Genomic DNA, 20,930 nt, shown 5'->3' with positions numbered 1-20,930 from the left:
GCTGCTCCGGCACGGGTGAGAGCCTTGCACGGTGAACCACCCAGAGCGCTCCGCCGCATCCGCGCCCCGGCCCGAAGTGCGCATCGTGCACCTCGACCTGGCGGCCTTCGCCGCCCTCGCCGCAGGCGACCTGGCGGCGGCGAACCGCGCAAGCCCCGTGCCCGTCTCCGCGTACTTCGCGGGCCAGGACTGGCAGTGGGACGAGGAGGACGGTCTGGAGATCGTCTACGAGATCGCCGCGGACCGGCTCCCCCTCGTCCTGTCGGGGCCTGAGGGCCTGTCCTAGTCGGAGCTGAACGCGGCGTCGAACGAGGCCGTGGGCCGGTCGAAGTTCAGGTTCCGCACGTACTCGAGCGCTTCGGGGGCGCCGCGGAGGCGGTCCATGCCGGCGTCCTCCCACTCGATCGAGATCGGGCCCGCGTAGCCGATGGCGTTGAGCACGCGGAAGCAGTCCTCCCAGGGCACGTCGCCGTGGCCGGTGGACACGAAGTCCCAGCCGCGCCGCGGGTCGCCCCAGGCCAGGTGCGAGCCGAGGCGGCCGTTGCGGCCGTCGAGGCGCTTGCGGGTGTCCTTGCAGTCCACGTGGTAGATCCGCTCGCGGAAGTCCCAGAGGAACGCGGCCGGGTCGATGTCCTGCCACACCATGTGGCTCGGGTCCCAGTTGAGGCCGAACGCGGTCCGGTGGCCGACCGCTTCGAGCGCGCGGTGGGTCGACCAGTAGTCGTAGGCGATCTCGGAGGGGTGCACCTCGTGGGCGAAGCGGACGCCGGCCTCGTCGAACACGTCGAGGATCGGGTTCCAGCGCTCGGCGAAGTCGTCGTAGCCGGCCTCGATCACCGCTTCGGAGACGGGCGGGAACATCGCCACGTACTTCCAGACCGCGGAGCCGGTGAAGCCCACGACCGTGTCGACGCCGAGTTTCGCGGCGGCCTTCGCGGTCGCCTTCATCTCCTCGGCCGCGCGCCCCCGCACCCCTTCGGGCTCACCGTCGCCCCACACGCGCGAGGGCAGGATGGCCTTGTGCCGCTCGTCGATCGGGTCGTCGCAGACCGCTTGGCCCACAAGGTGGTTGGAGATCGTCCACAATCCCAGGCCGTGGGATTCGAGGATCGCCTTGCGCTCGGCCACGTAGTCGTCGTCCTCGGCGGCCCGCACCACGTCGAGGTGGTCGCCCCAGCAGGCCACTTCGAGCCCGTCGTAGCCCCAGCCCGCGGCGAGCCGGCACACCTCCTCGAACGGCAGGTCGGCCCACTGGCCGGTGAACAGGGTGATCGGTCTAGGCATCGGTGAGACTCCTCAGATAGGTCAGTCCGTCGACGGCGAGGGCGTCTTGGGTCGGCGCGAGCGCCCGCCAGATGGAGGCGGCCGTCGCGATAGTCGCATTGTGCGCGGTGAACGACTCGATGACAAGGGGCCCGGCGTATCCGGCGAGGTCGAGCGCGTGCAGGATCTCGCTCCACGGGAGGTGGTCGCGGCCGGGCGAGCCGCGGTCGTTGGCGCTCACCTGGACGTGCCCGATGCGGTCCCCCACGCGGCAGATCGCCGCCGGGATGTCGGTCTCCTCGATGTTCATGTGGTAGATGTCAAGGGCCAGTGCGGTTCCGGGCAGACCATCGAGTGCGTCCAGTGCCTGGTCGACGGTGTTGACCAGGCTGGTCTCGTAGCGGTTCAAGGGCTCCACGGCGATCGTGACGCCGCGTTCGGCCGCGTAGTCGGCCACGGGCGCCAGGTGCTCGCGCAGTTCGCGGTAGGCCGCGGGCCGGTCCGCGAGGCGCCAGGTGCGCCCGACCGAGGCGTACGCGGGGCCGGCGATCACCTTGGAGCCCACCGCGACAGCGGCGTCGACGACGCGCCGCAGGTACGCCTGGGTCTCGGCGACCACGGCCCGCGGGGCGTCCACGAGTTCGCGGCCGGGGCCCATCACGAGGACCACGGTGGCGTCGAGTCCGAGTCCATTGAGGAGTTCGTTCGCGCGCTGCGGGTCCCAGTCGCCGGGCGACTCGACCGGGAGCTCGATCGTGTCGAACCCCCAGTCGCGCACGCGGACGGCGAGCCGGGCCAGGGCCCCGTCATCGAGCGGCGAGGCCCAGACCCAGGTGTTGACGCCGATCTTTCGGGTCAACGGTCGCGCCAGGCGTCGGGGAAGCCCGGCAGGTCCTCGCCGCCGAACTTCGCGTAGTGCAGTGCGGGCATGTCGGCGTTCCGTTCCAGGTACTCGTCGCGGTCGGCGGCGGTGATCGGCTCCTGCGGGAGCACCCACTCGGCCGGCACCTGCTCGCCGTTGAGGATCATTGTGGCAGCGAGCACCGGGGTGCGCCACTGGAAGTTCGAGTACACCGGGGCGATCGCGGTCATCCCGGTCTCCTCCCACTTGCGCATGAACGAGAGCTCGTCCTCCCCGGCCATGACCGGGTACGGCTTCCCGGCGTCCTCGAACGCCTCGATCGCGGCCACTGCGCCGTCGCCGGCGTCCATCCAGATGCCGTCCACGTCGCCGCGCTGCAGGTACTGGCTCACGATGTTCTTGATCTCGGCGGCGTCGCCGCCGGTGAACTCGTTGCCGAGCACTTCGATCTCGGAGTCGCCGAAGATCTGCTGCGCCGCGGCCCAGCGGTGCTCGAGCACGTCAACGCCCGGGAGGATGCGCAGCGCCAGCACCGTCGAGCCCGGTTCGAGGTTCTCGACCAGGAACTCGGCGGCGTCAGCGCCGTAGGCGTAGCCGCCGATCGGGTGGATGAACGTGGTCGCGCAGTCGGTGTTCACACCGCGGTCGAACACGATCACCGGAATGCCCGAGGCGCAAGCGGTCTCGACCGCGGGCGTGAGGGTCGCGGTCGTCGAGGGCGAGACGATGAGCGCGTCGCACTCGCCGGAGTCGACGAACGCCTGGATGTCGGAGATCTGCTGGTCGTCGTCGTCACCGGCGTCCGAGGTGCGGAACTCGCCGATCGCGCCCGCCTCCTGGAGGACCTTCACCTGCTCCTGCATGGTGATCCAGCCGGTGACGCGCCACGGGTTGGAGACCGAGGCGTTCGAGAAGCACACGGTGGCGTCCCCGCCCTCGCGCTTGAACTCGGTCGTGTCGACCCATTCGGGCTCGATCGCCTGCAGCCAGGGCGTGTTCGGGTCGCCTTCGGGTTCGATGTCGCGCTGGGCGAGCTGCTCGTCGTACTCGGCCTGGACGAACCACTCGCCGGAGTCGGCCGCGGGGGCGGACTCGTCGGTGGCGGCGTCGTCGGCGGGCGTGTCGGTGGTGCAGCCGGTCGCGAGGAGCAGCCCGAGGGCGGCCGCTGCGGCGAAGGCTAGACGTGTCGTCTGCATGATGCGGACCTTCTTTTCATGAGGGACTGGCGGTGGATTGCAAGGCGGGTCGGGTCCGCCGCCGGGCGGCGTAGGCCACGGCGGCGATGATGATGACGCCCTGCACGGCGGGCCGGAGCGTCGCAGGGAGCGCCATCTGGTTGAAGAGCGTGAACAGGGCCTCGATCGCGAGCGCGCCGGCCATGGCGGCGAGCGCCGTGCCGCGCCCGCCGCCGAGCGCGACGCCGCCGAGGACCACGGCGGTGATCACGGTGAACTCCAGGCCTTCGCCGACCTGGGCGCTCACCCCCGCGAACCCGCCGATGAGGATGCCCGCCACGGTGGCCGAGATGCCGGAGAGGACGAACGCGGCCGTGCGGGCGGCGTCGACGCGGGCGCCGGAGAGCTTCGCGGCGAGCTCGTTGTCGCCCGAGGCCATGAGGATGCGGCCGAACCTGGTGCGCATCAAGAGGATCGCGCCCGCACCGAGGGCGAGCATGATGAGCAGCGCCCACGGGATCTGGCCCACCACCGGCACACCGGTGATGCCGAGCCGCCCGGGCGTGCGGAACGCCTCCGAGAGGCTGCCGGTGGGGGCGCCGCCGGTCCAGAGCCGGATCGCGCCGTACAGGACCAGGAGCATCCCGAGCGTCGTGATGAACGACTGGACTTTGAGGACGGTGGTGATGAGTCCGTTCACCAGGCCCACACCGATGCCGAAGGCCAGCATCACGAGCATGACGGGGACCGTGCGGGACTCCTCGCCGTCGATGAGCCGCGCGGCGATCACCACCTGCGCGCCCACGAGCGCGCCCACGGAGAGGTCGAAGTTCCCCGAGACGATCACGAAGTACTGCCCGGCCGCGAGGATCACCAGCGGCGCGGCCTGCTTCAGGAACGCCATGAGCGACGGGCCCTCGAAGAACCCCGGGTTCATCGCGAGGATGCCGGCGAAGATGAGCACGAGCAGGAGGAACACCGTGCCGGTGCCGCCGCCGAGGAGGGCGGTGCCGAGCCTGCGGGCGCGGGTCATGACGGCCTCCCTTGCACCGAGGCGAAGCGGGGTCTGCGGGCGGTGCGGTCGAGCTGGCGGCGGGCGTACAGGGCGACGGCGGTGATGATCACCGCTCCGCGCAGCACGTCCTTCGCGAACGGGTCGATCTGCATCACGTTGAACACGGTGTCGAGCACGGCCAGGATCGCCACGCCGGCGACCGTGCCCGCCACGCCGCCCTTGCCGCCGAGGAGCAGGGTGCCGCCGAGCACGACCGCGGCGATCGCGTCCAGCTCGTACAGGTTCGTGTAGGCCTCGGCCGAGCCGGTGCCGAACCGGGCCGCGAGCAGCAGCCCGGCGAGCCCCGCGCACATCGCGCACAGGACGTGGGCGGTGAGCAGCACGCGGGTGGTGCGGATGCCGGACATGCGGGCGACCTCGACGTCACCGCCCACGGCGTACATGTGGTGGCCGGTGCGGGTGGACCTGAGGTACCAGACCGCCGCGGCGGCCACCGCGAGCATCACGAGCGCCGAGACCGGGACGAACGCGATGCGCGTGTACCCGAACTGCTGGAACACGGCCGGCACGTCGCCCGCCGGGCCCTTGTACTGGGTGTCCAGGTAGCCCTTGAGGATCAGGCCGGTGCCGAGGGTCGCGATGAACGGGTTCACCTTGAGGAAGGCGACGATCGCGCCGTTCGCGGCCCCGATGAGGCCGGAGACCAGCAGCACCAGACCGACGGCGAGCGGGATGTTCGCGGCCTGACCGTCCATGGTGGTCGCCGCGACGAGGCTCGAGAGCGCCGCGACGTACCCGACCGAGAGGTCCAGGGACCGGCAGAGGATCACCAGGGTCATGCCGATGGCGAGGAACCCGGTGAGGCTGGTGCGGGTGAGCATGTCGACGAGGTTCGCGGTCGCGAAGAGGTTCCCGCCGTCCACCGCGACGGCGGCGGCGCCGAGCGCGAGGACGCCCGCGAGGGCGAGGTAGATGAGGGCGGTCGTGCCGAGGCGGCGAGGGGTCGGGGCGATCATTCCGGTTCGCTCCCTTCAGGATCGGGCCGGTCGTGGCGCCGCCCGGTGGCGTAGGCCATGACCTCCTGCTCGGTGGCGCCGCCGGGCAGCTCCCCGGCGATGCGGCCGTCATGGAGGACCGCGATCCGGTCGGCGAGTCCGATGACCTCGATGAGCTCGGAGGCGATGAGCAGCACCGCGAGGCCTTCGGCGGCGAGGGAGCGGATCACGGAGTACAGCTTGTGCTTGGCGCCCACGTCGATGCCGCGCGTCGGCTCGTCGAGCACGATCACGCCCGGCTCGGCCGCGAGCCATTTCGCGACGACCACCTTCTGCTGGTTGCCGCCCGAGAGGAACTGGACCTCCTGGTCGTCGCCGCGGGCGACGAGGTCGAGGCTCGCGAGGAGCCCTTCGATCCGGCCCAGGCGCTGCCGGGAGTGGACGCGGGCGTTCGCGTCGAGCACCATGCGCGCGTTGGCCTTCACCGACTGGTGCAGCGCGAGCCCCTGGGCCTTGCGGTCCTCGGTGACGAGCGCGATCCCGGCGGCGATGGCCTTGCGGGGGCGGGAGATCCGCACCGGACGGCCGTCGACGGCGACCGTGCCGCGGGTGAACGGGGTGATGCCGAAGACCGCCTCGGCGATCTCGGTGCGGCCCGAGCCCTGAAGTCCGGCTAGGCCGACGATCTCGCCCGCGCGCACCTCGAGGTCGATGCCGTCCACGTAGTCGTTGCCGCCGCCGTCGATCCGCAGCCGGACCTCGCCTGTCTCGGTGCCGGGCAGGCGCGGCGGGAACTGGGCCTCGATGCGGCGGCCGACCATGCGGGTGACCAGCTCGTCCGGGGTGATGTCGGCGGTGGCGACGCTGTCGACGAGGCGGCCGTCCTTGAGGATGGTGATCCGGTCGCACAGGTCGAAGATCTCGCGGAGCCGGTGGGAGACATACAGGACGGCGACGCCGCGCTCGCGCAGGCGCGCGACGAGGCGGTACAGCAGGGCGACCTCCGCGTCCGCCAGGGCGGCAGTCGGCTCGTCCATGCAGATGAGGTCCGCGCCCTGCGAGAGGGCCTTCGCGATCTCGGTGATCTGCTGGTGGGCGACCGAGAGCGTGCCGACTTTCGCAGTCGGGGCGAGGTCCTCGACGCCGAGGTCCGCGAGGGCCGCCGCGGCGGCCTCGTTCATCGCCTTGCGGTCGATGGCCCCACGGCGGCGCGGCTCGTGTCCGAGGTGGACGTTCTCGGCGACGGTGAGCTCGGGCAGGAGGTTGAACTCCTGGAAGACCGAGGCGACCCCGGCCTTCTGGGCGGCGGCGGGGTGGGTGAAGGAGACTATGCGGCTGCCCAACTCGCCTGTGTTCAGTTCAACCGTGCCGGCGTCGGCGGTGTGGACGCCCGCGAGGATCTTCATCAAGGTGGACTTGCCGGCGCCGTTCTCCCCCACCAGGGCGTGGACCTCGCCCCGGTTCACTGTGAGGTCCACTGCGGAGAGCACGGGAACGCCGAGGAACGCCTTGCCGATGCCGCGCATGGCCAGCAGTGCGCTCATCGCGGCACCTCCGCCCAGTCGCGGGCGCGGCCGGAGGCGAAGACGGCCTCGGCGATGCGCGCGGCGCGCAGGCCGTCCGCGAACGTCGGCAGCCCCTCGGGAGCGTCGGTGCCTTTTGCAAGAGCGCCGATCGCGGCGCGGGTGTCGGCCACGAAGGCGTCGAAGCAGTCCTGGTAGCCCTGGGCGTGCCCGGCCGGGACGCGGGCCAGGCGGGCGGCGTCGGGGCTCAAATGCTCGGGGTCGCGCATGAGGATCGCGTTCTGGTCGCGCCCGCCGAGCCACAAGGTCTCGGGCTGCTCCTGGTCGAAGGCGATGGTCGACTCGGTGCCGGAGATCTCCAGCAGGAGCCGGTTCTTGCGCCCCGCGGAGACCTGGCTGATCACCGTGGAGCCGACCATCCCTCCGGCGGTCGCGAACTGCAGCGTCACGATGTCCTCTGTGGAGACGTCCCGGCCCGAGCGCTGCCGGTTGGCGGTGGCGAGCTGGGCGTTGACGGCGGTGATGGAGTCGCCTGAGACGAACTCGAGGAGGTCGCACCAGTGGGAGCCGATGTCGCCGAAGGCCCGCAGCGCGCCGCCCTTGTCGGCGTCCACCCGCCAGTTGTCGTCGCCGGGGCGCAGGAGCCAGTCCTGGAGATAGGAGCCGTGCGCGAGGGTGAGGCGCCCGATCCGTCCACTCGCGACCCGGGCGCGGGCCTCGCGGACCATCGGGTGGAAGCGGTAGACGAACGGCACGGTGGCGACCACGCCCGCGTCCTGCGCGGCCTCGGTCATCACGCGGGCGGTCTCGGCGTCCGTGGCCAGGGGCTTCTCGCAGACGACGTGCTTCCCGGCCGCTATGGCGGCCAAGGCGATCGGGGCGTGGAGGTGGTTGGGGACGCAGACGTGCACGACGTCAGCGGCGTCGAACGCCGCGTCGAGGTCGTCGAACACGGTCGCGGCGCGGAGGTCCGCGGCAGCCTCGCGGGCCCGCTCCGGAGTGGACCCCGCGATCCCGGCGAGCGACCCGCCGGCCACGGCGATGGCGCGGGCGTGGACGCGCCCCATGAAGCCGGTGCCGATGACGGCCGCGCGGTAGTCCTGCCGAGTGATCGTGACGTGAGCCATATGACGACCGTAGGGCAGACTTATGACAGAGCACAAGCAAAAGTTGTCGGCGTTATGAAACAGTTACGTCATGACCCCGTCCAAACCCGTGTGGTTCACTAGTCGAGTGACAGATGGTTCGGCAGCGCCTTCCGCGCCCCGCCGCGGCGCCCCCGGGGCCTCGGTCGGCGCCGGTGCGCTGCTCCAGCTCCTGCGCGACGGCACCCCCCGCACCCGCTCCGAACTCGCCGCGCTCACCGGCCTCGCCCGCTCCACCGTCACCGGCCGCATCGACGCCCTCCTCGCCGCCGGACTCATCGCCCCCACCGGCGAGACCGCCTCCACCGGCGGCAGGCCGCCCGCCACCTTCGCGTTCAACCCCGCCGCGCGCATCGCCCTCGGCGCCGACCTCGGCGCCACCCACGCCCGCCTCGCCGTCACCGACCTCGCCGGGAACGTCCTCGCCGTCACCAACGCCGACCTCGACATCGCCTTGGGCCCCAAGGCCGTCCTCGACTGGACCGTCGAACACGGCCTCGCACTCCTCGCCGAGGTCGGCCGCCCCGCGACCGACCTCCTCGGCATCGGCATCGGCCTCCCCGGCCCCGTCGAACACGACACCGGCCGCGCCGTCAACCCGCCGATCATGCCCGGCTGGGACGGCTTCGACGTCCCCGCGTACGTGCGCGAACGCATCCCCGTGCCCGTCATGGTCGACAACGACGTCAACATCATGGCCCTCGGCGAGCACTTCACCGCCTGGCCCGAATACCAGCACCTGCTCTTCATCAAGGCCGCCACCGGCATCGGCTGCGGCATCATCGCCGCAGGCCAGGTCTACCGCGGCGCGCAAGGCGCCGCCGGCGACATGGGGCACATCCGCGTCGCCCGCGCCGACGACGTCCACTGCCGCTGCGGCAACACCGGCTGCCTCGAAGCCGTCGCCAGCGGCGCCGCCATCGCCCGGAACCTCACCGCGCAGGGCGTCCCCGCCGGCGGCTCCCTCGACGTCGTCGAACTCGCCCGCTCCGGCTCCGTCCCGGCCCTGCGCCTCGTGCGCCAGGCCGGCAGGGACATCGGCGAGGTCCTCGCCGGGGCCGTCAACTTCTTCAACCCCTCGATCATCGTCATCGGCGGCTCCCTCGCGCTGGCCGGCGACCATCTCATCGCGGGCGTCCGCGAGGTCATCTACCAGCGCTCGCTCCCGTTGGCCACCAGGCACCTGCGCATCGCGGCCGCCCGCACCGGCGAGAGCAGCGGCGCGATCGGCGCGGGGGTCATGGTCATCGAGCACGCCCTGCACCCCGACCGGCTCGACGCAAGCACCGAACTCAAGACGAACGGATGATCATGCAGCGCAACACCCTCGGCCAGACCGGACTCCAAGTGACCCCGCTGTGCATCGGCACCAGCACGCTCGCCGGGTTCGACTCGGTGTACGGGTACGAAGTGGACGATGAGCGGGCGGTCCAGACGATCCTCGCGGTCTTCGACAGCGAGGTCAACTACCTCGACACCGGCAACAACTACGGCAAGGACGGCCTGTCCGAGCGGCGCATCGGCGAGGCCATCCGCCGCCGCGGCGGCCTGCCCGAGGGCTTCGTCCTGCAGACCAAAGTGGATGCCGACCCGGAGACGGGCGACTACTCCGGCGACCGGGTGCGGCGCTCGCTCGAGGAGAGCCTGGAGCGCCTCGGCGTCGACCACCTGCCGATCCTCGCCCTGCACGACCCCGAGTTCATGAAGCAGGACGGCTTCGCCCCCGGCGGGGCCCTTGAAGCGCTCGTCGAGATCCGGGAGTCGGGCGTGGCCGACCACCTCGCGGTGGCCTCGGGCGACGTGCGCCTGAGCCAGCGGTACCTCGACACCGGCGAGTTCGACATCGTGCTCAACCACAACCGGTACACGCTGCTCAACCGCGAGGCCGAGGAGCTGTTCACCAAGGCCCGCGCCGGGGGCCTCGGCGTCCTCAACGCCGCCCCGTACGGCGGCGGGATGCTCGCCAAGGGCCCTGCGCAGCAGCCGAAGTACTGCTACGGCGAACGCGACGAGGCGATCGCCGCGGCCGCGTTCGCGATGAGCGCGGCGTGCGAGCGGGCCGGGGTGCCGCTCATCGCGGCGGCCCTCCAGTTCTCGACCCGCTCCCCGCTGGTCGACTCCACAGTGGTCGGCATCTCCCGGCCCGAGCGGGCCGCCGAGACCATCGCACTGCTCGACGTCGAGATTCCCGAATCCCTGTGGGAGGAGCTTGAGGCGCTCGCTCCCGACGCCGGCATCTAAGCTCGGCCTCGGCCAGATCCTATAGGATATATGGTATTGGATCTGGCCGAGCTAAGCCCTTACTCGCGAGCGCGCCTCGCGCGGAGCGAGCCCCCGCGCGGAGCCCTTACGCGGAGCGGGCCCTCGCGCGGAGCGGGCCCCTGCACGGAGCAGGCCCTTACGCGGAGCGGCTCAGCCGCGCGATCACCAGCATGACCTCGGAGATCGCGACCGGATCGACGGCCACGCCCGCGGGCAGCTTCAGTTCGACCGTGTCCAGCGTCTGCTCGACGCTGTTGTCGTACCCGTAGCCCGGGTGCACGCCGGGGCTCGACTCGACGTACACGTACCCGCACCCGGGGAGCTCGCGGTACAGGCCGTAGCCGCCGCGGCCCTGCGGGCCGCCGAACTTCCAGCCGCGGTTGAGCAGGCCGATGAGCGGGCCGCCGCCCGCCTTCGCCCCCACGAACCGGGACAGGCTCCCGCTCTCTCGCTCCTCTTCGGACAGTTGGAACGCGGGCCGGGCCAGCTGGTCGAACGGCTGCAGGATCTCGTAGTCCGCGAACACCGAAGCCCACGTCTCGACCTCGTCCCCCAGGGTGAGCGGGTGCGCCAGCCGCACCACCGCGTCCTCGGGCAGTGCGAACGGCTCGTCCTCGGCGTCGGCCAGGGTCCGGTCCTCGGCGAGCCGGAACGCCGTGTCCCCGGCCTGCCACACGAGGCGGCTCGAGAGCTGCCACATGAGCGGGTGGTCGACCAGGAACTCCTGGAACTCGGAGCGGGTCCAGGTGCGGCCGGCCGCCATCGCCCCTTCGAGGCGCTTGACCTGCTCGGCCGCGGTGGCTTTGAGCTCGCGGCGCAGCGCGGCGAACCGCTCGTACGCGGGCTGGGCGAGATCCGGGTCGTCCTTCGCGTTCGGCTTCGGCGCGCTCGCCTTGCGCTTGCCCTGGTCGTCGATCACGTACGGCTTCAGCGCCTCGTCGAACTTGATCGTGAAGGAACGCGGCCCGTAGTCGAGCACCAGCGAGTCGTCGGCCAGCCCGAAGTCCGGCACGAGCCGGTCCCCCAGCTGGTCGAGCGTCAGCTCCAGCCGCTCGGCGATGACCTCGATCTGCTCGGTCGCGGTCTTCTTGAGCGCCTTGAACTTCGCCTTCTGCGCGATGCCGTGCACGGCGCGCAGGGCCGCCTCCGAGCCGACCCCGCCCAGCACCTCCAGGCCGCGGACCGCCTTGCGGTTCTGACTCTGGCCCGGCCATTCGCGGATGCGCGCAGTCAGGTGCCGCACCGCGTAGTCGTCGGCGAACCGCTGCAGCTGGTCCATCGCCCACGCGTCCTTCGACGGCGACCCCGCCGAGAGCCACAGCTCGAACAGGCCCCACGAGAACGCCGCGAGCGACTCCGGGTCGCACTCGGCGGCCAGCACGTCGACGCCCGGATACGGGCGCTCCGAGCCGTCCATCGCCAGCGCGGTCATCAGGGTGCGGACGGCCGCATCCGGCAGGGCCGCGGAGCCGTCCGCGAGCAGCACCTGCGGGAGGGCCCCGGGGTCGGCCCACGCACCGGGCTTGGGGATGCGCGGCAGCTGGGGGTCGAACGGGTCGGCGTCGAGCAGCGCCGCGACGGCCGCTGCGGCCTCTTCGCCGTACGACGCCGCCCGTTCGTCCACAATGGACCGGTCGAGGTACCGGAGTGCGTCCATGGCGGCCTTGCGGAGCTTGGCGTCCTTGCCCACGGCGTCCGGGATGAGGAACGCGGCGGCGTCGGCCGGGTACGTGTCGAACCAGGACCGGGCGGTGGCGCGCTCGTTGCGGGAGCGGGAGAGCCAGCCCGCGGCCAGGCGCGCGGCGTCGAGGCTCACGAAGGGCTCCAGGGCCTCCCGGAACGAGGACTTGCGCTTGAGCACCGTCATCGTGTGCGCTTTGACCTCGTCGCCGTAGCGGGCGAGGATCGGCTTGAGGGTGGCGATGGTGAGCGATTCCGAGGTGCCGTCCCACTTCGGGAGCAGCGGCCGGGTGCGTTCGTCGGGGGCGTAGGCGATGAGGTGGTTGAACGCCCAGTTGTCCGGGTGCTCGGCGTCCCTGCGGTCCCAGCGGGCGGGGTCGGACCAGTAGGTGACGGCGTAACCCGAGAGTTTGCGCCAGTCCTCCTGCTGCCCTGGGGTCCACCGGAGTTCGTCGAGGTCCGGGGGCGTGAGCGCGAGGGCGGCCCGCTTGGAGGCGGGCTTCGCGTAGGGGGTCCAGGGCGGCGTGGTGAAGGCCTCGGGGACGGTCTCGGCGACGGGGTGGCGGCGGGACACCAGCTCCGCGAGGCGGTCCCGTTCGGCGTCGCTCAGGGCTGCGGCCGCGTCGAGCAGGCCGTTCGCGCGGGCGAATCCGGCGAGGCGGACCTTGGTGGCGGCGTGTGCGCCCGGCGCGATCGCGAGGACCGCCCGCAGGGTGCGGACCGGGAAGCGGGCGGCCGCCTGCTTGGCGGCGGCCGCGGCGTGCGGGTTCGTGAGGTCGACGAGCAGGTAGGTGAGCGCCGCTTCGGAGGGCAGGCGGCCGATGGCGTCGTAGAGGAGTCCGCGCACTTCGACGCTCGACCGGTCCTCGCCTTCGATGGTGTTCACGAGCACGGGGAACGCGTCGACACCGAGGGCGTCGAGGAGCAGGGCGATCCGCTCGGGGACGTCGCCGTAGATGCTGAGCCCGGTGGTGCCCGCGCGCTCGGCGTCCTCGCGGGTGGAGGCGATCGCCCAGACGAGGTCGTAGCCGGACCTGCGGAGGCGTGCTCCATTGTGGAGGTCGAGGGCGTCGCGGACCCAGTCCTCCTGGTCGGGCATGAGCAGCGCCGCTCCGAAGCGCTTCGCGTCGGAGGTGCGGTGCGCGGCGACCGCGTCGCGCACGGCCGCGTACTCGTCGTCCGGAAGGGACGCGAGGAGGGACCGCAGCCGCGCGATCCGGCGCACGTGGTCGTTGATGAGCGCGACCCGGTGCCCGTCGGGCTCCGCGATGCTCACACGCCCGTACCTGCTGCCGCTGCGGGCCCAGTGGTAGACCTCGTATCCGAGCATCTCGACCAGGGCGCAGGACGCGAAGGCGAGGCCGTGCGCACCGATCCAGGCGTCCCGGCCGAGGTCCTCGATGTCGAGGTACGAGCCCGGTGACACCCGGGCGAGCACGGCGAGAGCGAGCGCGGCGCCGAGCGGATCGGCCTCGCCGGCGATCCCGGCCCGGATCGTCGGCGCGTAGGCGGGCACGTCGAGGGCGTCGATGAGCGGGTCGAGCAGTCCGGCCTGCTCCGCGAAGAGCGCCTTGACCCGTTGCGGCGCATCGGGATCGACGGCGACAGAGCGGGGCGTGCCGCGCCCGCGCCGGTCGAGGCAGTGTTCACGCCACTCGTCGGGGAAGTCCACGCGGTCCTCGTCGAGGAGCGCCGGGGATGAGGGATCAGTTGCATTCACGTTGAAGAGCATAGGAACCCGGTACGACACCGGCTACGCGCTCAGGCGAGGGCGGCGTCGAGCAGCACCTCGGCGGCGGCGCGGGCCTGCGCGGCGGCCTCGGGGGTGCCGGCGATCGCGGCGGTCGTCTGGGCGCCTTCGGCGAGGATCGCTATCTGCGCGGCGAGCGTTTCGGGCCCGCCCGCCTCGCGCACGAGGTCGGCGATGTACCGCTGGAAGGACGCCTTCTGCTCGCGCACGGTGCGGGTCACGGCGGGGTTGCCGCCGTGCAGTTCGCCGTAGGCGTTGATGAAGGCGCAGCCGTTGAAGTCGGGCTCGCGGAACCAGGCGTCGAGGAAGTCGAAGACGGCGAGGATCTTGCCGCGCGCGGTGTCGGCACCGGCGGTGCCTGCGGCGATCCCGGCGTTCCACTGGGCGCGGCGTTGCTCGAGCACGGCCGCGACGAGGGCGTCCTTCGACGGGAAGAGCGCGTAGATGCGCTTGAGGGAGACGCCGGCGGCGGCGCGGACCGCGTCCATGCCCACCGCTTGCACGCCTTGCGCGTAGAACAGCTGGTCAGCGGCTTCCACCACCCGTTCGCGGGCCAGTGTGTCGTCGATCATAGAAACTCCCCTTGCCATGAGAACGATCGTTCTCTATCGTAGTCTACATCAGCGGAGAACGATCGTTCTCCAACATGAAAGGACCGCTGCAATGGGCACCATCACCGTCGGCACCGAGAACAGCACCCCCGTCGAGCTCTACTACGAGGACCAGGGCTCCGGCCAGCCGGTCGTCCTCATCCACGGCTACCCGCTCAACGGCCACAGCTGGGAGCGCCAGACCCGCGAGCTCCTCGCCGCCGGGTACCGCGTCATCACCTACGACCGCCGCGGCTTCGGCCAGTCGAGCAAGGTCGGCGCCGGATACGACTACGACACCTTCGCCGCGGACCTGAACCAGGTCCTCGAGACCCTCGACCTGCGCGAGGTCATCCTCGTCGGCTTCTCCATGGGCACCGGCGAACTCGCCCGCTACGTCAAGAACCATGGCCACGAGCGGGTCGCCAAGCTCGCCTTCCTCGCCTCGCTCGAGCCGTTCCTGGTCCAGCGCGACGACAACCCCGAGGGCGTCCCGCAGGAGGTCTTCGACGGCATCGCCGCCACCGCAAAGAGCGACCGGTACGCCTGGTTCACCCAGTTCTACCAGGACTTCTACAACCTGGACGAGAACCTCGGCAGCCGCATCAGCCAAGAAGTCGTCACCGCCAACTGGCACACCGCCACGACCTCGGCGCCCGTCGCCGCCTACGCCGTGGTCTCCGCCTGGATCGAGGACTTCCGCGAGGACGTGGCCGCCGTCCGCGCCGCGGGCAAGCCCTCGCTGATCCTCCACGGCGACAAGGACAACATCCTGCCGATCGACGCCACGGCCCGCCGCTTCCACACCGCGTTCCCCGAGGCCGAGTACGTCGAGATCGCGGGCGCACCGCACGGTCTGCTGTGGACGCACGCTGAAGAGGTGAACGAGGCCCTGCTGAAGTTCGCCCGCTCCTAAGCGGCGCAGACGAAGCGCCCCTCCCGACCGGGAAGGGCGCTTCGCCGTTCAACAGGAGTCGTTGCCGACGTACACGTACTGCAGGGTGACCATCGCGTCCTGCTCGGCGTCCGAACCGCCGCTCGGCGTCTGCGCGGTGACTTCGCAGTCGTCTTGGGAAGGGCTCCCGGAACCGCGACGCTCGCCCTGGGCCGCAACGACCGTGAACCCGGCCTCGGCGAGCGTCCGCTTCGCCTCGGCGAGGCTCGATCCCACCACATTGGGCACTTCGGCGGTGTCCTCCCCCTGCTCCGAGGCGGACGGGGCGAACGGCGTCGCGCTCGAGGCAGGTGCAGCATCGGATGGCGTGGGCGACGACCCGGCCTCCGACACGGCGACCTCCTCTGTGGACTGGGCCTGCTCGGTCGCGGTCGGCTCGGCGGAGGAGGCGGCATCCGACGGGGCGGGCTCGGTGGCTTCGACCGTGGTCTCGTCGATGACCCCTGGCGTGGGCGCGAGGCCGAGGTCGCCGTCGATCTCGTCGGAGAGCTCGCTGCGAGCGAGGAGCGCGACGCCCGCGAACGAGGCGACCGCGAAGACGATCACCATCACGGTCACGAGCACGTCAGGGCTGGTGCGCAGCCGGGCGAACCCCGCGGGCGCATCGACCGGTTCGCCGCTGTCGCTTCGGATCCGGGCGAGCCCGGCCAGCGCCGCGCCCTCCGCGATCGCCAGGTCGGGCAGGTCCGGGCGGACCGGCTCGAGGCCGAGATGATGGCCGAGGACCGTGGCGACCAGCGGCATCCGGCTCACCCCGCCCACCAGCAGCACGCCCGCGAGCTGGTCGGCTTCAACGCCTGAGTCCCGCAGCGCCTCCTCGACGAGGCCGACGGTGCGCAGGATCGCAGGGGTCAGGCACTGGTCGGCGTCTTCGCGGGTCAGTCGCAGGTCGCGGGCGAGGCCCGGCAGCGAGACGGCCACGGAAGGGTGGTCGCTCAGGTGCTCGCGGGCGCGCCTGACCTCGTCGAGCACCTCGGCGCGCAGCGCGGTCTCGGCCGGATCGCCTGCGCGGGCCCAGAACTCGGGGTCGGCTTGGCGGTGCCGGCCGGCCAGGTACTCGAGCAGGAGCCGGTCGAACTCGCGTCCGCCGATGTCGTCGGCGCTCTTGGCCGCCTCGACCGTGTAGTGGTCGCTCTCGCGGCTCACGACGCCGATGTGGCACGAGCCCGCGCCGATGTTGCAGACCACGAGCGGCGGGTGCGACTCCGCTTCGTCCCCTTGGACTTCGGCGTACTGGCGGGCGGCGGCCTCGGGTTCGGACACGAGGAAGGACGGTTCGAACCCGGCGTTCGCGGCCGCCTCGGCGTGCGCCCGGCGGCGGGTCGAGGTCCAGGTGGCGGGCACGGCGAGGACGACGAGCGCGGATTCGTCGCCGGGCAGACCCGGCAGGGCCGCGCCATCGGCAGGCGCCGCCACGAAACGGGACGTACCGGATGCCGCCTCGGCGGGCTCGGCCTCCTCGGACTCGGCCCGATGATCGAGGCGACGGGTCGACACGGTCGTGGTCGAAGACCCGAGGTCGACCCCCACGGCGACGGCTCGGGGTGAGGGTTGCATGCGCCTGAGTCTATTGGGTGGAATCGAACCGATTCAATGGGTGGGGTCGGTCACAGTTTCGCATCCTCTTGCGGCCCTGCGATTTCCGCAGCGAAGGTGGCCCTGCCGGTCCCAGGAAAAGTGGACTCTGGTGCGCCCCGGCGTTCCGGGCGAGGCTTGCCGGCATGAAAGCACTCATCGTCTCCGCGCACCCCGACCCGAACTCCCTGACCGCCTCACTGAAAGACCTCGCCGTGAGCACACTGGAGGCCGGCGGTCACGAGGTCGCGGTCTCCGACCTGTACGCTATGAAATGGCAGTCCGCGGCCGACTTCACGGACTTCGACGGCATCACCGGCCCCGACTTCATGCACGCCTCCGGCACCGCCTACGAGACCGGCCGCCTCGCCCCCGACATCCAGGCCGAGCAGCAGAAGCTGCTCGACGCCGACCTCGTCGTCCTGCTCTTCCCGCTCTGGTGGTTCACCGTCCCGGCGATCCTCAAAGGATGGATCGACCGCGTGTTCACCTACAACTTCGCCTACGGCGCCTCGATCCCCCGCTACGGCGACGGCCCCCTCGCCGGCAAGCGCGCCATGCTCGCCACCCTCACCGGCGGCCGCGCCGGCCACTACACCCCGCGAGGCGTCAACGGCCCCATCGAGGACCTGCTCTTCCCCCTCAACCACGGCCTCCTCTACTTCACCGGCTTCGACGTCCTCCCGCCCTTCGTCGCCCACAGCGCCGTCCACCTCACCGAAGACGCCTACAACGACATCACCGGACGCTTCCGCCAGCGCCTCACGACCGCGTTCACCACCGCGCCCCTCCCGTACCGCCCCGAAACCGGCGGCGACTACACCGCCCTCACCCACCCCGACGCCGCAGAACTCGCCCCGGGCCGCGAAACCCCCGGCACCACCGGCTTCAACCTCCACCTCGCCCGCTGACCCGACCCATGAGCTCATGGATGCGCCGCTCAACTGGCGCTGCTCAGCTCGCCGCAATGCCGCGGGCAGCGAGAAGTTCCCTCTTGTCAGGTGCGGTCAGGGTGCCGCTGTTCACCGCAGTTACTCGCCTGAGGTTGGGAAGCAGGACGAGATCGTCCAGCGAGCGGACGTCGAAGAGGTCGTCCTCACCGTCCCAGGCCGGCGCGCAGTGCCAGTAGATGTCCAAGCCGGCGTCGAAGCACAGCTCCTCGACGCAGGCCAGAAGCTCGTCGCCGATCTCCAGCCCCTCGAAGTAGGTGCGTGACTCGTCAAGGACGACATCGTCCAACTCGTTCTCGAGCACGTACACCGCCGGGTTGTCGATACCCCGCGCCAGCATGCTCTTATCGAGATCGAAGGCGGGGGTGAGGACCTGCTGCCGGTACATGAGTTCGTCGATGACGATCAGTTTGAAGTTGAAATCGCGAAACTCGGTCATGCAGCAGCAGTATCACGGCCTCGGCGGGACCACGAAAGAGGCATCGATCCAGCCACTCCGGCGGCAATCACGCCGGGACCGAAATCGGCGTCATCTTGCGGACCTTCTCAAAGTTCAGCGTGTGGATCTCTTCACGCACGTCGCCGGATCGCTTGTCGATGAAGATCACCAGATTGTCCCATCGCCCGAACGCCTCGCGCCCTTCGACGAGGAACTGCCGCGAACCCCAGACGGGAAGAAAATCCTGCTCGTCCTCATACCATTCAGCGATGTAGAGGTCGCCCATGATCGCCGGCGGATGCTCGGCGAAGTGACGCTCGAGCGCCTGTCTCGCCTCTTGGAGCGTCACCACGGTCTCAGTTTCCCCATTCAACGAACCGACAGACCCGTGCCTGCCGATATACCTGCCACGCACGCGAATCCGGCGCTGCTCATGCCCAGGTCTCAGGCTAGCCACGGCAGCCCAGCCGAGTCAGGCCGCACACGAGCGCCTGAGACGAGTCGCCGGCTTACGACACTCCACGGTTCGCCAGCCAATTGAGATCACCCGTGAACCTCAGTGCCACGCGCGACTGTGGGGCATCGAAAGCCTCGGCCTCACCCGAGGAGCGGGCGACGAGCACATCGTCGCCCCGCCACCATCTGTCGGTGATGCCCGCGATGACCTCGATGGGTTCGAGTTCGGTGAAGTCGATGGTCTCCACACGGGTGCCGGTATAGCGAGTGACCCGCTCGGCGTAGACGAAGGCGTCGTGCGCCAAGGAGACCGATTCAATCCATCCCTCAATCGTGCCGTGCAACGGCACCCACCGGGTCGTGGCGATCCCGAACGCACCCTCGGGCCCGATCATGAATCCGTACGGAACGGCGGTCCTCGAGGGCCCGATCTCGAACAGCCACTCACCACTCTCGGAGCGCTCGAAACCGCCGACATCGAAGTACCTGGCGCCGCCGTCGTAGAACGGACCCGGAGGCAAAACGAGGCCGCCCCAGAGCCTCTGGATCGCAACGGCACGGTCCACTACATCTACCGGAATACCGTGACCGATCCAGTCTTCCCGATATTGGTCCAGCAGCCGGGGCTCCGTCCGGACGCCATGTGAGTAGACGAAGCTGCGCGCGCTCGGAGTCAGCCGGCCGAGCGCCGCATCGTCAGATCGAACATCTATAAACATGACACTTCCGAGCTTCGGTCAGTCAGAGACGGTGTAGACCTCGAGTGGTGAATCGGCTACAGCCATGTATTCGGGAGGCGTTGACATTCGGTACGAATCAGATCCGCCCGACCACCAGCCGGGGAACTGGGCAGTCTTTCCGCCGTTCTCCAAGTCGTAGAGCGTGGTGACGTTCGCGTCGATCGAGTAGCAGGCCATCTGTCCCCGCCAGAGCAGATACGTGAACCCGGCATCCGGTTCGGTCTGGAAATCGAGCACCGTGAACGCCGAAACCGCCGCGTCATACAGCAGCAGAGCCTCTTCCCCGCCTGCCGCAACGGAGCACACGATCAGGCTGTGGCCGTCAGTCGGACAGATCTCAGGCAGTGTCCCTCCAGTAGAGGAAGCCAGGACCTCACCGGTGACTGCGTCGAGTGCACGCAACGCAGCGGTGTCGCCCTCGCCGACCTCGAACAGCACCTGCTCTGCAAGCAAACCGAGAATCGAGGGATTCTCGCAGGGGTCGAGTTCCCACAACGCCTCTCCGCTGCCGGGGTCGATCCCGGCATAGAGGTACTCGTGGTCGAAGCCGCAATCTGCCTCGTCGGTGACGTTGCGAACGCCGATGATCGCGTTGCTGGTCGAGCGGGTCATTTCGATACCGTCGCGCTGCCACAAGACCTCTCCGGAGTCCAAGTCGAGAGCGACGCTGCCGTACGCCCCTCTCGACCCATTGCCTGAGCCGTTCACCACCGCAATGTCGGCGGTGGTGACCAGGTCATGCTCAAAATACGGGTCACAAGTGTTCTCCGGCTGCGGTGGCGCAGGGTGGCCGGTCCAGAGAATCTCGCCGGTCGCGGCTTCGACGGCTACGATCGCGTGCTGCGCTGTCACTTCGCCGCATTCCGGTGACGCGTCACTGACATCGCCATCGAGCGCCCGAGCGAGCACCGCGGGCACCCCGTCGACGTCGACGACTTCCACCTTCGTCGGCTTCGGCGCCAGCCAGCGACGAAGCTCGGTGCCGTCGATCCCGTCTTCCCCTTGCCCGAGCTGCCAGAGGAGCTCACCGCTGTCGACAGCGGCTCCTGTCAAGACCAGGTCACTGTTTTCGTCCAGCTCGTAGAACACGACCACGTCCTCCACGACGGCCGCCATCCCCGCTAGGGTCGTGGCCGACCAGGCCAGCTCGGTCGTCGTCCCCACCGTCGACACATCGAGATCTTCGCCGGCCTCGATCACAGAACTGCCGTCCGAGGCCCCACCATCGGTTTCGGAGCCCGATTGGCAGGCTGCCACCAGCAACAACGGGAGGCTTGCGCTCAAGAAGACGCGTCTCATGGAAGTGCTCACTATCCAGTTCATTCCAACGGCGCCTCACGACGGAGATCCGCTCGCTTCGGGGTGATACGCCATCGGCTTGGGGGTTATCGGGTTGTCGATCCAACTGCACAGTCCGGCGCCCAGAACACTAGCCCAAACAGGAACGTCATGCGGTACGTCGTCAACTCGTCGGTGGTGCGCGGGCTAGAAGATTAGGGCAGTAGTCTCACAACCGCGTCGGGCAGGTGCGAGAAAGCTAGCGCAGTGGTCCGAC

At 70.2% G+C, this 20,930-nt stretch carries 19 protein-coding genes; 5 read left to right on the top strand and 14 right to left on the bottom strand.

What is annotated here, in order from left to right; translation table 11 throughout:
* Window positions 1–31 precede the first annotated feature (31 nt).
* A complete protein-coding gene (locus tag AB0I03_RS20295) occupies window positions 32–286 on the top strand; it encodes a hypothetical protein (protein WP_360415062.1) in 255 nt (84 codons plus the stop codon).
* On the opposite strand, the gene AB0I03_RS20290 is transcribed toward AB0I03_RS20295, so the two are convergent.
* Genes AB0I03_RS20290 through AB0I03_RS20260 form a run of 7 tightly spaced genes read right to left on the bottom strand, consistent with a single transcriptional unit; the run spans window position 283 to window position 7,960 of the window.
* Window positions 283–1,284, bottom strand: a complete 1,002-nt coding sequence (locus AB0I03_RS20290; RefSeq protein ID WP_360415060.1) for a sugar phosphate isomerase/epimerase family protein — start codon at window positions 1,282–1,284, stop codon at window positions 283–285. The two genes, AB0I03_RS20295 and AB0I03_RS20290, sit on opposite strands and share 4 nt — an antisense overlap.
* Entirely contained in the window at window positions 1,277–2,122 is an 846-nt protein-coding gene (locus tag AB0I03_RS20285) for a sugar phosphate isomerase/epimerase family protein (RefSeq protein WP_360415058.1), read from the bottom strand. Before AB0I03_RS20285 ends, AB0I03_RS20290 begins: the two co-directional genes overlap by 8 nt.
* Complete coding sequence (locus AB0I03_RS20280) at window positions 2,119–3,321, bottom strand: substrate-binding domain-containing protein (protein WP_360415056.1); 1,203 nt, start codon at window positions 3,319–3,321, stop codon at window positions 2,119–2,121. The genes AB0I03_RS20285 and AB0I03_RS20280 overlap by 4 nt, the downstream gene beginning before the upstream one ends.
* A 16-nt stretch (window positions 3,322–3,337) precedes the next feature.
* Window positions 3,338–4,333: an ABC transporter permease gene (locus AB0I03_RS20275; RefSeq protein WP_360415054.1), complete on the bottom strand. Its 996-nt coding sequence runs from the start codon at window positions 4,331–4,333 to the stop codon at window positions 3,338–3,340.
* Complete coding sequence (locus AB0I03_RS20270) at window positions 4,330–5,331, bottom strand: ABC transporter permease (protein ID WP_360415052.1); 1,002 nt, start codon at window positions 5,329–5,331, stop codon at window positions 4,330–4,332. Before AB0I03_RS20270 ends, AB0I03_RS20275 begins: the two co-directional genes overlap by 4 nt.
* On the bottom strand, window positions 5,328–6,854 hold the full coding sequence (locus AB0I03_RS20265; RefSeq protein WP_360415050.1) for a sugar ABC transporter ATP-binding protein: 1,527 nt from the start codon (window positions 6,852–6,854) through the stop codon (window positions 5,328–5,330). Before AB0I03_RS20265 ends, AB0I03_RS20270 begins: the two co-directional genes overlap by 4 nt.
* The gene (locus AB0I03_RS20260) at window positions 6,851–7,960 is read right to left on the bottom strand and encodes a Gfo/Idh/MocA family oxidoreductase (RefSeq protein ID WP_360415048.1); all 1,110 of its coding nucleotides are present in this window, start codon (window positions 7,958–7,960) and stop codon (window positions 6,851–6,853) included. The genes AB0I03_RS20265 and AB0I03_RS20260 overlap by 4 nt, the downstream gene beginning before the upstream one ends.
* A gap of 106 nt (window positions 7,961–8,066) precedes the next feature.
* On the opposite strand from AB0I03_RS20260, the gene AB0I03_RS20255 reads away from it, so the two are divergent.
* Both AB0I03_RS20255 and AB0I03_RS20250 read left to right on the top strand, forming a co-directional pair.
* Window positions 8,067–9,287 (top strand): ROK family transcriptional regulator, encoded by a 1,221-nt coding sequence (locus AB0I03_RS20255; protein ID WP_360415046.1) that lies wholly within the window; start codon window positions 8,067–8,069, stop codon window positions 9,285–9,287.
* A 2-nt stretch (window positions 9,288–9,289) separates the two neighbouring features.
* Window positions 9,290–10,219, top strand: a complete 930-nt coding sequence (locus tag AB0I03_RS20250; protein ID WP_360415044.1) for an aldo/keto reductase — start codon at window positions 9,290–9,292, stop codon at window positions 10,217–10,219.
* 157 nt (window positions 10,220–10,376) lie between these two features.
* Here the strand turns inward: AB0I03_RS20250 and AB0I03_RS20245 are convergent, their stop codons facing one another.
* Both AB0I03_RS20245 and AB0I03_RS20240 read right to left on the bottom strand, forming a co-directional pair.
* Window positions 10,377–13,640 (bottom strand): DUF4132 domain-containing protein, encoded by a 3,264-nt coding sequence (locus AB0I03_RS20245; RefSeq protein ID WP_360415042.1) that lies wholly within the window; start codon window positions 13,638–13,640, stop codon window positions 10,377–10,379.
* 41 nt (window positions 13,641–13,681) lie between these two features.
* Window positions 13,682–14,242: a TetR/AcrR family transcriptional regulator gene (locus tag AB0I03_RS20240; RefSeq protein WP_360415040.1), complete on the bottom strand. Its 561-nt coding sequence runs from the start codon at window positions 14,240–14,242 to the stop codon at window positions 13,682–13,684.
* Window positions 14,243–14,333: 91 nt separating this feature from the next.
* Here AB0I03_RS20240 and AB0I03_RS20235 point away from each other — a divergent pair, with 91 nt between their 5' ends.
* Window positions 14,334–15,176, top strand: a complete 843-nt coding sequence (locus tag AB0I03_RS20235; protein WP_360415038.1) for an alpha/beta hydrolase — start codon at window positions 14,334–14,336, stop codon at window positions 15,174–15,176.
* Between the two features lie 48 nt (window positions 15,177–15,224).
* Here AB0I03_RS20235 and AB0I03_RS20230 read toward each other — a convergent pair whose 3' ends face one another.
* Window positions 15,225–16,772, bottom strand: a complete 1,548-nt coding sequence (locus tag AB0I03_RS20230) for an Hsp70 family protein (RefSeq protein WP_360415036.1) — start codon at window positions 16,770–16,772, stop codon at window positions 15,225–15,227.
* 164 nt (window positions 16,773–16,936) lie between these two features.
* On the opposite strand from AB0I03_RS20230, the gene AB0I03_RS20225 reads away from it, so the two are divergent.
* Window positions 16,937–17,701 (top strand): NAD(P)H-dependent oxidoreductase, encoded by a 765-nt coding sequence (locus AB0I03_RS20225; RefSeq protein ID WP_360415034.1) that lies wholly within the window; start codon window positions 16,937–16,939, stop codon window positions 17,699–17,701.
* Between the two features lie 43 nt (window positions 17,702–17,744).
* Here AB0I03_RS20225 and AB0I03_RS20220 read toward each other — a convergent pair whose 3' ends face one another.
* The 4 genes from AB0I03_RS20220 to AB0I03_RS20205 form a co-directional block, all read right to left on the bottom strand.
* Window positions 17,745–18,179, bottom strand: coding sequence for a hypothetical protein (locus tag AB0I03_RS20220; protein ID WP_360415032.1), 435 nt, complete (start codon window positions 18,177–18,179; stop codon window positions 17,745–17,747).
* A 67-nt stretch (window positions 18,180–18,246) separates the two neighbouring features.
* The gene (locus AB0I03_RS20215; protein WP_360415030.1) at window positions 18,247–18,531 is read right to left on the bottom strand and encodes a hypothetical protein; all 285 of its coding nucleotides are present in this window, start codon (window positions 18,529–18,531) and stop codon (window positions 18,247–18,249) included.
* 157 nt (window positions 18,532–18,688) lie between these two features.
* On the bottom strand, window positions 18,689–19,201 hold the full coding sequence (locus tag AB0I03_RS20210; protein WP_360415028.1) for a hypothetical protein: 513 nt from the start codon (window positions 19,199–19,201) through the stop codon (window positions 18,689–18,691).
* A gap of 171 nt (window positions 19,202–19,372) precedes the next feature.
* Window positions 19,373–20,674 carry a hypothetical protein gene (locus tag AB0I03_RS20205; protein WP_360415026.1) on the bottom strand — a complete coding sequence of 434 codons (1,302 nt, stop codon included), beginning with the start codon at window positions 20,672–20,674 and terminating at the stop codon, window positions 19,373–19,375.
* Window positions 20,675–20,930: the final 256 nt, after the last annotated feature.

This window comes from Glycomyces sp. NPDC021274 (genome assembly GCF_040641195.1).
Lineage (GTDB): Bacteria > Actinomycetota > Actinomycetes > Mycobacteriales > Micromonosporaceae > Glycomyces.
This window is presented reverse-complemented; position numbering and strand designations above follow the sequence as displayed.